Annotated in this window: 17 protein-coding genes; 8 read left to right on the forward strand and 9 right to left on the reverse strand. The window is 60.2% G+C overall.

What is annotated here, in order from left to right; translation table 11 throughout:
• Position 1 precedes the first annotated feature (1 nt).
• Positions 2 to 298, forward strand: coding sequence for a hypothetical protein (locus DW112_RS03215; protein ID WP_055310006.1), 297 nt, complete (start codon positions 2 to 4; stop codon positions 296 to 298).
• A gap of 67 nt (positions 299 to 365) precedes the next feature.
• On the opposite strand, the gene DW112_RS03220 is transcribed toward DW112_RS03215, so the two are convergent.
• Positions 366 to 1,070 carry a class I SAM-dependent methyltransferase gene (locus DW112_RS03220; RefSeq protein ID WP_117758262.1) on the reverse strand — a complete coding sequence of 235 codons (705 nt, stop codon included), beginning with the start codon at positions 1,068 to 1,070 and terminating at the stop codon, positions 366 to 368.
• Between the two features lie 434 nt (positions 1,071 to 1,504).
• Between DW112_RS03220 and DW112_RS03225 the strand changes: the two genes are divergently transcribed.
• Complete coding sequence (locus tag DW112_RS03225; RefSeq protein ID WP_117848220.1) at positions 1,505 to 1,906, forward strand: hypothetical protein; 402 nt, start codon at positions 1,505 to 1,507, stop codon at positions 1,904 to 1,906.
• 128 nt (positions 1,907 to 2,034) lie between these two features.
• On the opposite strand, the gene DW112_RS03230 is transcribed toward DW112_RS03225, so the two are convergent.
• Complete coding sequence (locus DW112_RS03230; protein ID WP_118328314.1) at positions 2,035 to 2,850, reverse strand: putative RNA methyltransferase; 816 nt, start codon at positions 2,848 to 2,850, stop codon at positions 2,035 to 2,037.
• 244 nt (positions 2,851 to 3,094) lie between these two features.
• Between DW112_RS03230 and DW112_RS03235 the strand changes: the two genes are divergently transcribed.
• Positions 3,095 to 4,477 (forward strand): MATE family efflux transporter, encoded by a 1,383-nt coding sequence (locus tag DW112_RS03235; RefSeq protein WP_117848217.1) that lies wholly within the window; start codon positions 3,095 to 3,097, stop codon positions 4,475 to 4,477.
• 27 nt (positions 4,478 to 4,504) lie between these two features.
• On the opposite strand, the gene DW112_RS03240 is transcribed toward DW112_RS03235, so the two are convergent.
• Positions 4,505 to 5,371 (reverse strand): LysR family transcriptional regulator, encoded by an 867-nt coding sequence (locus tag DW112_RS03240; RefSeq protein WP_117757283.1) that lies wholly within the window; start codon positions 5,369 to 5,371, stop codon positions 4,505 to 4,507.
• A gap of 158 nt (positions 5,372 to 5,529) precedes the next feature.
• Here DW112_RS03240 and DW112_RS03245 point away from each other — a divergent pair, with 158 nt between their 5' ends.
• Both DW112_RS03245 and DW112_RS03250 read left to right on the forward strand, forming a co-directional pair.
• Entirely contained in the window at positions 5,530 to 6,432 is a 903-nt protein-coding gene (locus DW112_RS03245; protein WP_117803779.1) for a DMT family transporter, read from the forward strand.
• 88 nt (positions 6,433 to 6,520) lie between these two features.
• Complete coding sequence (locus tag DW112_RS03250; protein WP_118328315.1) at positions 6,521 to 7,246, forward strand: uracil-DNA glycosylase; 726 nt, start codon at positions 6,521 to 6,523, stop codon at positions 7,244 to 7,246.
• A gap of 50 nt (positions 7,247 to 7,296) precedes the next feature.
• On the opposite strand, the gene DW112_RS03255 is transcribed toward DW112_RS03250, so the two are convergent.
• The 3 genes from DW112_RS03255 to DW112_RS03265 all read right to left on the reverse strand — a co-directional run bounded on the left by DW112_RS03255 (position 7,297) and on the right by DW112_RS03265 (position 10,479).
• Positions 7,297 to 7,977, reverse strand: coding sequence for an SDR family NAD(P)-dependent oxidoreductase (locus DW112_RS03255; RefSeq protein WP_117630049.1), 681 nt, complete (start codon positions 7,975 to 7,977; stop codon positions 7,297 to 7,299).
• A 9-nt stretch (positions 7,978 to 7,986) separates the two neighbouring features.
• On the reverse strand, positions 7,987 to 8,709 hold the full coding sequence (locus tag DW112_RS03260; RefSeq protein ID WP_226812554.1) for a VUT family protein: 723 nt from the start codon (positions 8,707 to 8,709) through the stop codon (positions 7,987 to 7,989).
• A 156-nt stretch (positions 8,710 to 8,865) separates the two neighbouring features.
• Positions 8,866 to 10,479 carry a peptide chain release factor 3 gene (locus DW112_RS03265; protein WP_118328316.1) on the reverse strand — a complete coding sequence of 538 codons (1,614 nt, stop codon included), beginning with the start codon at positions 10,477 to 10,479 and terminating at the stop codon, positions 8,866 to 8,868.
• A 215-nt stretch (positions 10,480 to 10,694) separates the two neighbouring features.
• On the opposite strand from DW112_RS03265, the gene DW112_RS03270 reads away from it, so the two are divergent.
• The 3 genes from DW112_RS03270 to DW112_RS03280 are packed head-to-tail and all read left to right on the forward strand — an operon-like array spanning position 10,695 to position 12,675.
• Positions 10,695 to 11,075, forward strand: coding sequence for a GntR family transcriptional regulator (locus tag DW112_RS03270; protein WP_118328317.1), 381 nt, complete (start codon positions 10,695 to 10,697; stop codon positions 11,073 to 11,075).
• Between the two features lie 23 nt (positions 11,076 to 11,098).
• Positions 11,099 to 11,980 (forward strand): ABC transporter ATP-binding protein, encoded by an 882-nt coding sequence (locus DW112_RS03275; RefSeq protein ID WP_118328318.1) that lies wholly within the window; start codon positions 11,099 to 11,101, stop codon positions 11,978 to 11,980.
• Positions 11,977 to 12,675, forward strand: coding sequence for an ABC-2 transporter permease (locus tag DW112_RS03280; protein WP_118328319.1), 699 nt, complete (start codon positions 11,977 to 11,979; stop codon positions 12,673 to 12,675). The genes DW112_RS03275 and DW112_RS03280 overlap by 4 nt, the downstream gene beginning before the upstream one ends.
• 88 nt (positions 12,676 to 12,763) lie before the next feature.
• On the opposite strand, the gene DW112_RS03285 is transcribed toward DW112_RS03280, so the two are convergent.
• From DW112_RS03285 to DW112_RS03295, 3 genes are all read right to left on the reverse strand, one after another.
• Positions 12,764 to 14,065 carry a chloride channel protein gene (locus DW112_RS03285; RefSeq protein WP_118328320.1) on the reverse strand — a complete coding sequence of 434 codons (1,302 nt, stop codon included), beginning with the start codon at positions 14,063 to 14,065 and terminating at the stop codon, positions 12,764 to 12,766.
• Positions 14,066 to 14,191: 126 nt separating this feature from the next.
• On the reverse strand, positions 14,192 to 14,725 hold the full coding sequence (locus DW112_RS03290) for a TIGR00730 family Rossman fold protein (RefSeq protein WP_118328321.1): 534 nt from the start codon (positions 14,723 to 14,725) through the stop codon (positions 14,192 to 14,194).
• A 37-nt stretch (positions 14,726 to 14,762) separates the two neighbouring features.
• Positions 14,763 to 15,188, reverse strand: a complete 426-nt coding sequence (locus DW112_RS03295) for a potassium channel family protein (RefSeq protein WP_055252221.1) — start codon at positions 15,186 to 15,188, stop codon at positions 14,763 to 14,765.
• Positions 15,189 to 15,347 lie beyond the last annotated feature (159 nt).

A 15,347-nucleotide genomic window follows, 5' to 3' on the forward strand; every position in this document is an offset into this window, starting at 1 on the left:
GATGGGAAGCAAAAAGCGAGCCGCCTGGTCAAAGGCCAAAAGCGAGTTTTTGGGCGCTGCCACCGGCGGCGATATGAGCGACCTGTTTGCGCGCGAGGACGAGCGCCGCGATGCCCTGGACGCCGAGCGCGATGAGGCTTGGCGCTACAAATCGTGCGAGCGCAAAAACCGCTACGACACACGCGCCGAGGCCGAGGCCGTTATGGCCGACTGCGAAAACCGTGGACGGCGTGGTTTGGCCTGCTACAAATGCGAATACTGCGGCGGGTGGCATCTGACGTCGCATCCTTGGAAATAGGCTCCGCAACGGAGCGGCGCTCACGCAGCGGCACGGCACCGACACATCGCCGGCCATCACGCGCAGGCTACGGGCGCGGCGGCACCAAAACATCGTAGCGGACGGCCTTGCCCGCAAGCTGATAGCTCGGCTTAACGCCGGCAAGCAATGGGCCCTTCACCGGCCGTTTGATAACGACCTTGCGCGGCCGCACTGCAAGCGCAGTTTTAACCAGCGTCTCCTCATCGGCACACGGCTGTTCCAGATGGTGCAAGAGCTGGAACTTCTTTTTGACCGCCGCGCTCTTGGTGCGCTCAGGAAACATGGGGTCCAGATACACCACGTCGGGAGCCGCGAGCTCATCGCGCTCGACCAGCTCAGCCGTATGGCGAAGGCCGGCAATGCTGTCCTCGCCCGCATGTAAGTGCATGCGCGCCACGGCGGCCGCAAGCGCCGAATCATCTGCCGCGCGATCCAGGGCATCCTGGAGCAGCGCCGCGATCACGCAATCCTGCTCATACAGATCGACGGTAAAGCCCGCTGCCGCCAGCAGCAGCGAATCCTCGCCAAAGCCTGCCGTGGCGTCAATCGCCCATGGTTGTTCGATGCCTTTTGTGCGCGCAGCCTTTACCAACAGCTCTTGCTGCAGACGACCCTGCTTGAGCCGTGGAAGCATGCGGCCAAAATCGGCACGCAACTCCATCGTGCCGTCGGTGAGCGTAAGGCCCTCGGACGTCCGCACGAGCTCGAGCCCAGCAGCCCGAGCAACAGAAAAGGGATCGACGACGCCCATGGACACTCCTTAGCAAACAAAACGAATACATGGGCGCCATTCATGTCGGCACCCAACCGTCCGTTATTGTCCCACATGCGACATGGTCCACAGCATCCCAATGCAAAGCACCGCCATCAATACCGTGCACACGGCAGCGATCACAGAATCACTCATGCGCCTTCCCAGCGACCGCGGCTCATCCACTTGCTTGACTCCGTACATCATGGCTCCTCCTTCGGTCCAGCTCTTACCATGGCCTCATCATCGCAGCGCCGCGCATGCGCTGCCATCGATTTGACTTACGTCCAGCTTTCCTTTTTGAAAGGTTGAACCGTGCAGGCAAGAGACGCTTTCAGGCGCATGCATCGCCGCGTTGAACTACAATGTGCTTCACCATATGTGCAGCACATAGGGTGCGCCAGGTTGGCGTACTCGTATCGAAAGGACCAGCCATGAGCTTCACTCGCAAGACACTCAAAGTCCTTGCCCTCATTTACTTTGTTTTGGGCATCGCCAGCCTCGTCATCGCCGGCGTCGGCATCGCCAAGGGCAGCCTCGATTCCACGTACGGGTCGAACGCCATGCTCGCCGCGGCCGTACTTGTCATCAAGGGTCTTGTCGATCTTGCCGCAGGTGTTGCGGGCATCAAGGGCGCCAACAAGCCTTCGCAGGTGGATGGTGCGTTTAAGCTCGGCATCGTCGCCGCAATCGCCACGATTGCGCAGGCCGTGCTCACGCTTCCCGCGTTTGGCGGCGACGCCATCAACTTTGGCGCCTTTGTCATCGTGGTGTACGACCTGTTCTTTATTCAGCAGGCACACGACATTAAGGCCGAGAACAAGGACCGCCTGTAAGCGCTCGCTTCTCATAACCTTTGTAGCCAAGCAACTAAAAAGGGCCGATCGCGCATCTCCGCGGTCGGCCCTTTACGTTTGCCCAGATAAAACCTGCCAAAATAAACCTGTCCCTTTTTGGCAGGTTGTTAGCTGTGACGGTACTCGGCAATGATGAAGTCGATATCGGTCTGAAGGGTGTCCAGGTTTGCCAGGCGCTCTTTATCGGCAGGGCGCGTGCGGTAGTAGTACGGCGTCATCTGGAACACCGCCTCGATGTCGGCCTGCGTCTGGAGCGTAATGTTCGCAGATACCCGTTGCGTTCCCACCAACTCGAGCTCGGTCGTCTTCGGCAGCTTCTCATCGTTGAGATATGGCGTGTCGTAGAGCACCTCCTTGAGCCCAAACAGATGCCGAGCACCCGGCACCACGGTGTAGAGCGAGCCCTCGGGCGCCAGCACGCGGGCAAATTCACGCTCGTTAAAGGGGGCGAAGAGCTCGGTCACCATATCGAAGGCGCCATCAGCCACGGGGATATCCTTCATGTTGGCCACGAAATAGGTCGCATCGCCGCGCTTGGCAGCCAGGCGCACCATCTCTTTGCCCAAGTCGAACCCGAAAGCCTCCACGCCCGGCACCGCACCCATGGCGCTCGTGTAGTAGCCCTCGCCACAGCAAATATCGAGCAAGGTCATGGGGGTGCCGGTAGATGCCGCACACCCAGGCGCCTGCTCGCGCACCAGCTCGACCATCGCATCGCGCAACGGCGCATAGTAACCGCGGTTCAAAAAGTCGCGACGACTGCGCGCCTGCGACTTGGGATCGCCCATGGAGTCGCCGCTCTTGGACGAGCGCAGCAGATACAGATAGCCCTCGCGCGCACGGTCAAACCGATGTCCGCCCGCGCATGCAGCACCGCGCTCATCGTCCACCAACGGCTCATGGCAAACGGGACACAACAACATGGCAACTCCTTAGCGCGGACAACACAACGCCCACCATTGTCTCACGCCTCCCCCACCTAGTCATTGGGGACGTTCTTGAATGACTAGTCGTTTAAGAACGTCCCCAACGACCAAATGACTAGTCTGAAGGAGTGTCCCCAGCTGCCGGCAGAAAAGGAACGTCCCTAAGTGCCGGCTGGATGCATTAGGAGTATCATCGTCTGCGCAAATATCTAGCGAATCGCATAGTAGAGATTGAGAGCGTATGACTGATACCGCGTCCAAGCACATTGACATGACTACCGGCTCGCTGTGGCGCAATATTCCCCTATTCGCCTTTCCCGTCGCCGCCACGAGCATCCTTGAGCAGCTATCGAACCTCATCGCCACGGTCATCATCGGCAACTTCTCGGGCGACCAGGGAACCCTTGCCATGGCAGCGGTCGGCTCTAATGTTCCGCTTACCAGTCTTATGCTCAACCTGTTTATTGGCATGTCGCTTGGCTCCAACGTGGTCATTGCCAACGCTATCGGCCGCAACGATCAGAACATGGTCAAACGTGCCGTCCATACCTCGATTTTAATGGCGCTCGTGGGCTTTGTCGTCATCGCACTGGGCGAGATCTTTGCCGAGCCCATGCTCGCCGCGCTCAACGTGCCTGCCGAGACCATGCCGCTCGCCTCACTCTACCTACGCGTCTTTTTGCTGAGCATGCCCTCGATCTTGCTCTACAACTTTGAGGCCGCGATCTTCCGCTCCGTCGGCATCACCCGCATGCCGCTGCAGGCGCTTGCCGTGTCCACCGTCCTCAACATTGGCCTGGACCTCATCTTTGTCCCCGTACTCCACTGGGGCGTCGCGGGCGTCGCTATCGCCACCGCCATCGCCTACACCGTCAGCGCCGCCACGCTCTTTATCCGCCTGCTCAAGACCGACTCCGTCGTCCGCGTCACCCTACACGACCTAGCTATCGACCCCGTCGCCCTCAAGCGCATCGTCAAGATCGGCCTGCCCGCCGGTATCCAAAGCGCCGTCTTTGCCGTCGCCAACATCATCATCCAGTCCGCCATCAACAGCCTGGGCACCGAGGTCATGGCGGCATCCAGCGCCGCCATGAGCTTGGAGTATGTGTGCTACAACCTGCTCAACAGCTTTAGCCAGGCTTGCACCACCTTTGTGGGGCAAAACCACGGCGCGCGCCAGATCGACCGCTGCACCAAGACGCTCAAGGTCTGCCTGGTCGAAGGCGGCATCGTCGCGCTCACCACCATCGTCATCATCGTCGGTCTGGGGCGCGAGATCCTGGCGTTGTTCAACAGCGACCCCAACATCGTCTCGATCGGCTATATCCGTGTGTGTTCGATCTTCCCGGCGTACGCCTTTAGCATGTTCTACGAGAACATGTCCGGTTATCTGCGCGGCTTTGGCATCTCGCTCATGCCCGCCCTCATCACCATGATTTGCGTCTGCGGCATCCGCTTCTATTGGGTGTTCTGCGTGTTCCCGCACTTCCGCACCTTTGCGAACATCATGATGGTCTACCCCATCAGCCTGGGCACCACGGCGTTCTTTATGGTCGTGGCGGTACTGCTCTGCCACCCGGCACGCACCTACCGTCTGGCGCAAGCCAAAGCGACAGCCCGCTAATCACCACACTCAACGCCACGCCAGTCATTAATTGACAATATGCGAGCTCATATAGTCGATAAAGCGCCTCGTGGCGATAGGCATGGTGTCCCAGCTGCGCCAAGCCGCCACGACGTCGCGCGAGGGAGCATGCACGATGGGGCGCACACAAATATCGGCCCGCATGCCCTCGACGGTACGGCGGTAGAGCATGCTCACACCGAGGCCCTCCTCCACCATCGCCATAATGGTGTAGTCATCGGTGACCTCACTCGTCACATGCGGCGATAGCCCGTGCGCGGCAAACGCATCGAGCACCAGACTCTGTTCGCCCTCATCCAGCAGCACAAACGGTTCGGACGCCAGGTCGGCAAGCGTCACCTTTTCCTTTGCCGCCAGTGGATGGACGGCTGGCAACAGCGCCACCAGCTCGTCGTGATAGACCACGCGTTTCTCGAGCCCCTCGGTAAATCCACGCGCTGTAAAGCAAAAGTCGACCATGCCATCGTGCACCCACTGGGCATTGCGCGTGTAATCGCCCTGCTTGAGGGTAAAGCGCACACCCGGATGCAGGGCCCCAAAGTCGCGGATCACACGCGGCAACACAGTACGACTCACGTTGGTAAACGTCGCAATGCGAATGTCGGTCGACGAAAGCCCCAGCAACTCCTGGCGCTTGCCCTCAAGCTCGGCCTCGGCCGTAACGATCTGGCGCAGATACGGCAGATACTGTTTGCCGTCGCGCGTCAGTGAGACGCCCTGCTTGCCACGCTCGATAATCGTGGTGCCCAGCTCGCGCTCGAGCGCCTTGACGGCCTGGCTCACCGCGCTTTGCGTATAGCCCAACTCGTCGGCCGCACGTTTCAGGCTGCCGCAATCGACCACCATACATACAATCTGATACCGCGATGCCATCGTGCCTCCACATCGATGTAGCCATAAAACGTTTTGCCAGGGCTTTTTCTGCCTACATTAGCATTTCTTAATCATACTGAAGATACATTCGCTTTACTACATCCATATCTGAGCGCAGAATCCTTTTTGCGAAACCGTTCTGTAACAAAAGGAGTCCCATGGATCGCAAAAAAGCAATCGCGCTCTCGTTTTCCGTTCCCGTCGCATGGGGCTTTTCGTACCCCCTCATGAAGATCGGCATGGACAGCATGAACGCCACGAGCATCGTTGCGCTGCGCTGCATCATCGCCTTTGCGGCCTGCCTGCTGCTCTTCCACAAGCACGCGGTGCGCATCAACCGTGACCTGATGGTCCGCGCCGCCATCATCGGCGCCATCATGGCAACCGAGATCACCTGCATGTGCCTGGGCTCCAGCCTCACCTCCGCCTCCACCGCCGGCTTTTTGCAGAGCCTGACGGTCGTAATCGTGCCGTTTGCCAACGCGGCCCTGCTGCGTCGCGCTCCCGAGCGCAAGGTGCTCATCGGCACCGCCATCGTCACCTGCGGCATGTTGCTGCTCTCGGGCGCCGACTTTACCAGCCTGAATCCCGGCGCGATCATCATGCTGCTCTCGGCCTTTATCTATGCCGGCCACATTATCATCGCCAAGCGCTTTGTCGAAGAAGTCGATCCGCTGGCTCTGGGCGTTTGGCAGCTGGGCTTCGGCGGCTTGTTCTCGGGTATCGCCGCATTTACCTTTGGCGGCTTCACGCTTCCCAGCACGCCGAGCGAGATCGTCGTTATCGTTGCGCTCGCACTCATCTGCTCTGCCTACGGCTTTATCACCCAGACGCTCGTGCAGCCCCACGTACCTGCCGAAACCACTGGCTTCGCCTTCTCGCTCGAGCCGGTCTGCTCCGCCGTCTTCTCGTTTTTCCTGGTCGGCGAGGTCCTGAGCCCCATCGCCTTCCTTGGCGCTGCCCTCATCCTCACCGGCGTCATGGTGGCAACTGTCGAGCTTCCGCGCCTTCGCGCACATGGGCATGCTCATATGGCGGCAGCGCCCGAGCACGTCTCGTAGGCCCCACTCCTCATGTAGCCGCGGCATAAAGGCAACCGGTGCGCCTTTACAATAGATGCCGACAAAGCATCTGCCCTAAAGGAGTTCCATGGACGCTGCAACTCGCGACCGCAACATAGCAACTTGGTTGGGCGATGCGCCGCAGCCGGTACGTAACGCTACGAACCAGCTGCTCGAGTGCATCGCCCTTCTGCGTGCCGAGCAGACCATCTACCCGGCACAAGACGACATCCTCAATGCCCTCGCCTACACGCCGGCCGACCAGGTCAAGGCTGTCATCTTGGGCCAAGACCCCTATCACGGACCCAACCAGGCCATGGGTCTGTCGTTCTCGGTACCTGCGACGCAAACCAAGTTGCCGCCGAGCCTGCGCAACATCTATAAGGAACTCAAAGCCGATCTGGGTTGTCCCATTCCCGCCACGGGAGACCTAACCCCATGGGCACAACAGGGCGTCCTGCTCCTCAACACTACGCTCACCGTGCGCGAGCATGCCGCGAACTCGCACGCCAAACTGGGCTGGAGCACGCTCACCGACTACGTTATCGAACGCTGCTGTCAGCTGCCCCAGCCGGTAGTCTTTTTGGCATGGGGCCGCTTTGCCCAGCAGATGGTCGAAGGCAAGCTCGCCGCTACCGGCGCGGGCAAGGCAACCGGCAAGTTCTGTCTGGCCTCTACGCACCCCTCGCCGCTTTCGGCCAACCGTGCCACGGCAGAACTCCCCGCTTTTATGGGGTCGCGCCCCTTCTCTGCCGCCAATCGGCTACTCGAACAGCACGGCTCGACCCCCGTCAACTGGACTTGCATCGGCTAAAAATCGATACATCAAAAACGCGCCCGACAGCTTTCCATCGGGCGCGTTTCCTATTCGGGCCAAATAAATTGCGTGCGGCCGGCCTCGCCGCCATCGATCAACAGGCTCTGCCCGGTCATAAACCGGTTGGTCACGCCCACAAAGTAGATCCACTCGGCGATCTCTTGGGCGGTGGCCCAGCGTTTAAGCGGCGTGAGCTCCATAATCTGGTTCCACAGGTGTTCGTCTTCCATCACGCAACGGTTGAGCGGCGTGATAACGCCGCCCGGGTCCACGCTGTTGGCGATGGCCTGCGGCGCCAGGCGGTTTGCAAGGTTCTTGGTGTAGGCAATAACGCCACCCTTGCTGGCAGCATAGGCGGGAAACTCCGATCCCGTATGTCCGCTCGCCGACCCCACATTGACCACGGATTGGATAGCAGGCGCTGGCTTGGCGGCAAGCCCCTCTCCCACAAAGGCGTAGCGCTCGGTCACGTTGATGGTGCCACGCAGGTTGGCGGCAATGTCATCGGCCGAATCCTGTACACCGGCAACGTTCACGATTACCTGAGGCTCAAGGTCGCCTGGAAACGAGTTAGGCTCGCGTACATCAACGATCAGATGGCGGTAGCGCTCGTGCTCGACCGCCGTCGGCAGCAGGTCAAAGCCCACGACCTCGTGGCCCTCGTCCAAAAAGCGCTGCACGCACGCGGCTCCGATACCGCCCGAAGCGCCCGTGATCAAAACCCGCATACTTGCCCCTTAGGCGGTTGCGTGGCGCTCGAGGTACTCGGCGCCCACATTCTCACGCTCCCAGCCACGCACGACCTTGTAGCCCACGGGGCTCAGGAAGACCTCGCACAGCAGCTCGGCAACAGCGCCGGTCAGCGAGCACATAAGGACCTGCACCCAGGTCCAACCAAAGAACGTGTGGCTCACCACAATGGCAAAGACCAAGTTGTCGATAAACTGGCCAACACCCGTGGACACATAAGAGCGGAAGGCAAAGCTCGCAAAGTTATTCTTTTTGAGCATACGACCGAGCGACTGGTTGAGTGTGGAGTTAACCACGGCAGAAACGAGCATTGCCAGCGAAGAGCCCAGCACCACGTACCAGGTGCCGCCGATGGTGGCGTTAAGGGCGGTGTTGACCTCGATCATACCCGTGTCGTAGTAGGCGCCCCACATGCCGGGCGTGAGCGAGCATGCCCAAAAGCACAGACTCACGGCCAGATTGACCAGCAGCGCGAGGATAGAGATTTTGATGGATGCCTTGGCGCCAAAGCGCTTGCAGATCATGTCCTGGCACAAAAACGAAACCCAGCTCACCACAAAGCCGCAATCGAGTGCCAGATACGGCAGGCTGATAAGCTCTTTGTTGGCCAGCAGGTTCATCATGATGACACTCACGAAAAACAGCGAAACCGTTGCCGCGGGAATGCTCCGCAACAGGACCTTGTAGTCCTCCATGACCTTCTTGATCATTATGTACTCCTTTGGTTTTAGGTTTAACGAGCAGGATATCGGACCCGAACTGCTCGGACGTCACGGTCTTGAGACGACGATGGGTATAATAGCCGCTCACACGGCATCAGGCAAGCAAACGGCGCGGCAGCCCCACAGGGCCACCGCGCCGATGCATTAAAAGGCTACGTTGCCAAACTCCGACAGGATAAGATCGGGGTTGTGATCGGTTGCCCAATCCACGTTCCACGGGCTCGTGAACAGCAGCAGCTTACCGCCGCGCATGTCCTCGACGCGCAGCGTGTCACGCGTGAGCGAAAGGCCCGGGATATCAATGGTATCGGGGTCGTTCTGAATCCAGCGGATGTCCGTATAGGGCAGCGGCTGGCGACGGACCTCAACACGATACTCGGCCTTGAGGCGGCGCTCGAGTACCTCAAACTGCAGCACACCGACCACGCCCACGATAACGCTCTCCATGCCGGCACCCAGCTCGCGGAAGATCTGGATGGCACCCTCCTGGGCAAGCTCCTCCATACCCTTGACGAACTGCTTGCGCTTGAGCGTGTCGACCTGCGTAATGCGAGCGAACATCTCGGGGGCAAACGTCGGGATCTGCGGATACTGCACGTGGCACTTGCCGGAGCACACGGTGTCGCCGATGCTAAAGATACCCGGGTCGAACAGGCCCACGATATCGCCCGCGTACGCCTCGTCCACGATGGCGCGGTCATCGGCCATCATCGACGTGCCCGTTGCAAGCTTGAGTTTACGGTTGCCCTGCACGTGGAAGGCGTCCATGCCACGCTCGAACTTGCCCGAGCAAATGCGCACAAAGGCGATACGGTCTCGGTGGTTCTTGTCCATATTGGCCTGGATCTTAAACACAAAGCCGCTAAAGTCGTCGCGGCAGGGATCGACCGGCTCACTGGTGAGCGTATCGGTATAGGCGCGCGGCGTCGGGGCCAGGCGCAGGAACTCCTTGAGGAAGGGCTCCACACCAAAGTTGGTGAGCGCCGAGCCAAAGAACGCCGGGCTCAGCTTGCCGCAGGCCACAGCATCCAAGTCGAGCTCGTCGCCGGCGCCATCGAGCAGCTCGATGTCGTCCATCAGGTTCTTGTGGTTCTCCTCGCCGATGAGCTCGTCCATGGAAGGATCGCCCAGCTCGGCCTCGACCTCGGCGACCTTCTTGGTGGCGTTGGCGTGACCGTCGCCCTCAAAGGCAATGACGCGACGGGTCTGACGGTCGAACACGCCGCGGAAGTTGCGACCACTGCCGATCGGCCAGTTCATGGGATACGTATTGATACCCAGGACGTTCTCGATCTCTTCCATGAGCTCAAACGGATCGCGAGCCTCGTGGTCGAGCTTATTCACAAAGGTGAAGATGGGAATGTGGCGCAGCGTACAGACCTTAAAGAGCTTTTTGGTCTGGGCCTCGACGCCCTTAGCGCCGTCGATGACCATGACTGCGGCGTCGGCGGCCATAAGGGTACGGTAGGTATCCTCCGAGAAGTCCTGGTGGCCGGGGGTATCGAGGATGTTGACGCAGGCGCCATTATAGGTGAACTGCAGCACCGAGGAGGTAACGGAAATGCCGCGCTCCTTCTCGATGTCCATCCAGTCCGAGACGGCGTGCTTGGCCGAGCTCTTGCCCTTGACCGAACCGGCAGTCTGGATGCTGCCGGTATAGAGCAGCAGCTTCTCGGTAAGCGTGGTCTTACCGGCGTCCGGGTGGCTGATGATCGCGAATGTGCGGCGCGACGAGATTTCATCCGACAGGCTTGCCATGCGGATCCTTTCTTGCATTGAGTGCATTACGTCGATGTAACCGCACTATTGTAGCCGCGAAATCCCGCTCTAGGGCGCCTATCAGGACAAATTCATCAGTTGGGGCCTGGGTAGCCGGCCCAATCCGAATTTGTCTCTTGCGTAACTGTACATAGTGTATATATACTGTGCTTACCGGTTATATACACGTGTAGCCCAACAGCTAAGGAGCCGCTGTGGACATCATCCTATCCAATTCGAGCGACAAGCCCATCTACGAGCAAATAGCCTCGCAAGTCAAAGCTCAGATCCTTTCGGGCGCGCTCGCTTCGGGAGCCAAACTCCCCAGCATCCGTGCACTCGCGAGCGATCTTGGCGTGAGTGTCATCACCACCAAGCGCGCCTACGCCGACCTGGAGCAGCTCGGCTTTATCTGCACCGTGCAGGGCAAGGGCTGCTTTGTCGCCGAGGGCAACCAGGAACTCTTGCGCGAAAAGCAGCTCTGCCATATCGAAGAGTTGCTTGCGCAGGCCGCTACGCAGGCCGAAACCCTGGGCGTCACGCGCGACAAATTGCACGAGATGCTCGACCTTGTAGCTCCCGAAACCATGCAGTAGCCATCTGCAAGAAAGGCTATACCATGCAAAACTTGCTAGAACTCAAAGGCGTTTCACGCCGCGTAAGCGACCGCTTTTCGCTACGCGATGTCACACTCACCGTGGAGCCCGGCCAGATTGTCGGCTTTGTGGGCGCAAACGGCGCCGGCAAGACAACGACCATTCGCGCCGCGCTCGGGCTCATAAAGCTCGATGCCGGCGAGGTGCAGCTGCTTGGCCAGCGCTGCGATGCCAATGCGCCCGGCGAGGCACAGCGCCACCTGCGCTCCCGCGTCGGTCTTGTCCTGGACACGTGCCCTTTCCCCTCCACGCTCAAGGTGGGCCAGATCGAGACGCTCGTAGGCCCGGCGTACCCCACATGGAGTCGCGAAACATTCGCCAGATTTATCGACCGATTTGGCCTTGATCCCAAAACCAAGGTCAAAGACCTCTCCCGCGGCATGGGCATGAAGCTGCAGCTCGCCTGTGCGCTCAGCCACAATGCCAAGCTGCTCGTTTTGGACGAAGCCACCGCGGGCCTCGATCCCATGGCGCGCGAGGAACTACTCGATGAGCTGCTCGCCTTTGTTTCCGACGGCCAGCGCAGCGTGCTGCTCTCGAGCCACATTACGTCCGACCTCGATCGTACCGCCGACCGCGTCATCTGCATCGATAATGGCTCGATTGTATTTGACCTACCACGCGAGGACATTACCGACCGCGCCGGCATCGCCCACTGCACGCAAGCACAGGCCGCAGAGCTCATGGCTTTCGTCGAAGGCGCCCGTGCCGCCCGCCACGCCTATAGCGTGGACGTGCTCGTGCCCAACCGTCGCGATACGCTCGAGGCTTTCCCCGAGATTCCCTGCGACCGGGTAACCATTGATGATTATCTTCGCCTCATGCTGAAAGGGGCTTCGAAATGAAACGCGCCTTTATGTCCGAGCTCGCCATCGTTCGCACGCTCATCCCGAGCATTGCGGGCGTCGGCCTGTTCATCTTCGTCGTGTTGACCCTCGCCAACGCATCGGATGGCGATTCCGGCATGAGCGCCGGCGCCTGCGCGGCCAGTGCCATGTCACCCATCATGGTCATGAGCTCGCTGGCCGGCTTCGACAATCAAAACGGTTGGGAGCGTTATCGGGCAACGCTGCCCTTCTCGCGCAAAGACATCATCTGCGCACGCTACCTGTGTATCGTTGCTTTCTCGGCCATCATGGCATGTGCGGCTGCACTGTTGAACATCGTCACCATCCCACTCTTCAATAATGCAGGCATCCCTCCGACGGGACAGGCCGTCTTTGAGATCGCAGCCGCCTCGGCAGCCTCGATGCTCATCTCCCTCATGATGGTGTTTTTGGCGCAGCCGCTGTTCTTTCGTTTTGGACACATGGAGGCGCTGCGCCTGTCCGTTGGTCTGTTTGCCCTGCTCGGATGCCTTGCCATGGCCACGCTGAGCTCCTCCAACCCCATCAGCAACTGGCTCATGTCGATTGCCGGGGCAAATCCCGATCCCGCCGTCCTCGGCTGCCTATGCGCAGGAATTGCCGCACTGGCCCTCGTGCTATGTGCACTGAGCTGCGCCGTCAGCACCAAGGTTTATCGAGTACGCGATCTGTAAGCATGCGAGTCTCGATCCACGAAGGGAGTGATCGCCCCCTCCCCGCAAATCCGTGGCAAACGGCATGTCCCCGGCGTGCGCCACCGTGCTACTTGCACAGCGGCTTGGGCAGCGGAATGCCTGCCGCAATGACGGCGGCGATTATCATGCAGACGATACCCTTGAGCGGGAAGCACATAAGCAGCAGGCCCACGACCATGACGGGCTGACGCATAACGGCGCCCATCGTCGAGGCGGTGCAGACGGCGACGCAAAAGACCGGATCGGCGCCGGTAAGGATAGCGAAGCCGTAGCCCAGGCTCACGCCCGAAAAGATAACCGGGAAGAAGTGACCGCCGCGCCAGCCCAGGTTGATGAGGGCGGGCGTCAGCATGGCCTTGACCAGACCGGTCGCGATAAGCACGCCGGCGGGAATGGTCAGGTAGGTTTCCATGAGCACGTCGGCCTGGGTCTCGCCGGCAAACATGGTGAAGGGCAGAGCCGCACCGCAGGCGGCAAGTACCAGACCGGCCAGTATGGCCTTGGCGACGGGGCGCTCCCCCATCGCGTGCGCCAGAGCCTCGCTCGCGTGCTCCGAGACAAAGTACAGCCAGCCGCAGACCGTGCCGACGAGCGACAGGGGGATAAGCCAGGCAAGCTCAAGGTTACCCACCTGGGCGGCCTCGAACCTCGGCATGCCCATGCCGCCGCCCATAAGCTGGCCGAGCAGCAGGTAGGTACCCAGACCGCCGGCAATCGCAATGCCGTAGACCACGGTCTTTTGCGCCTTGGGAAGCTTGATCGTGATCTCATCGGACGCGGACTCATCGTCATTAGCGCCCTGGCCGTCGGCGCTACCGGCGAGCGGCGCCACAAAGCCAAACACGGGCGCGGTGAAGAGCGCCGTCAGGGCAGCTTGGGTACCCAGCAGCGTGAGCTGCCTAAACTCGGCGCCAAAGCGACGCATGCGGTCGCCGACCCAGCTGCACAGACCCGCAATGACGCCGGTCAGGCCGGCCTCCGGTCCAATGCTTCCGCCAAATAGCAGTGGCAGCAATGCCGCAAGCGAAAGCTTGCCCAAGTTGTCGTACGGGTAGCGGCCGTCGCGCTTTACCTTGACCATCACTTGGTTGAGGTCATCGGTCTTGGTGCCCGTCATCTTTTCGTACAGACCGATCAGCAGGCCGCCCAGCAGGCAGACGAAAAACGGATACGGCAAAAAACCGAACGGACCACTCGCGAGCTCGGGCGAAGCGACGCCCAGCATATGCGGGATCTCGGTCCATAGATAGTCGATGCCATGCTCCATCGCAAAGAAGAACAGCCAAACCGCGGCGCCTGCAAACGCACCGGTCACGGCAACGCTCACTAAAAACAACGCACGATTTTTGGGTTTTGCAAGGTTATCCATCGGGGCCTCCCGTGGTCAAAATCGACAAGGATACGTTTTATTGTAAGACGGGCACAGCGCGGACGTGCCGACCATCCACGCCGCGAACGGCGCCATTGGGCGCCGCACGTGCGATAGGCCTACGGCTTAGCTGCCGATAATCGATGCGATCTCGTGCAGGTCCTCGGCAAAGTAAATGCCTTGCTGGCGCCTCGGGCTCGAAAGCCCCTTATCAATCATGTGCTCGAGCAGCGCCTTGAGGTCGTTGTAGTAACCGTTCAGGTTGTACAGGATGCACGGTGCGCTCAGATGTCCCAACGACACGGCCGACATGACCTCGGCAATCTCCTCGAGCGTGCCCGTACCGCCCGGAAAGGCGACGAACGCATCGCCGAGCTCGATCATCTTGGCCTTACGCTCGGCCATGTCGCTCGTCACGATCAGGTCATCGATACCATCGTGCTGAAACTCGGCCTCGATAAAAAAGCTCGGCTCAACACCGGTCACGCGCCCGCCGGCATCGAGCACGCTATCGGCGAGCGCGCCCATCAGTCCCGACTTGGACCCGCCGTATACCAGCGCGTGGCCGTTGGAGCCAATCCATGTGCCGAGCTGCCGCACCGCAGGCAGAAACGCCGGGTCGTTACCGACGCTGGCGCCCAGGTATACCGTAATATTCATATTTTTGTCCCCCTCATCGTGACGCGCGGCGCCCGCCCTAGCGTTGGCGTCGGCGATATTCGCGCACGCGGCGCGACAGGTCGGCGAGCTCATCGCGATCGAGCTCTTCCAAGTGCTCGAGATCGTCCATAAAGCGCGCCATGGTGTCCTTTTGACGCATCTTGATGAGCGTGTTGCAGTAGTTCACCGCCACGCCCGTGAGCATGGCGATGTAGAAGATGCTGATGACGCTCAAAACGACGGTGATAGCGCGGGCAACCGGCGTCTCGGCCGGGATATCACCGAAGCCGATCGTCGATACGGTCTCAAAGCTAAACCAGAGGCCGTCGCCAAACGTGAGGGTCGTGGGCTCGGACAGCCAGACGGCCGTCGAGCACAGCAGATAGAAGACGAGAAACAGGCCCGTGATGCGCGCAAAGCCAGCCTGGCGCAACACGTCAGCAAGCGTCCTCAACTTGTTCATCGCGACCTCTTTTCCCAGACGCCCAATCACATTCGCTCGGTATTGTCCCACGCCTCCCCCGCAAACGGAACTAGTCATTGGGGACGTTCTTAAATGACTAGTCAAACAAGAACGTCCCCAATGACTACCTGACCGTTTAGCGGTGCGGTGGCTGAGTGG

It is taken from the genome of Collinsella sp. AM09-41 (genome assembly GCF_003473245.1).
GTDB lineage: Bacteria > Actinomycetota > Coriobacteriia > Coriobacteriales > Coriobacteriaceae > Collinsella.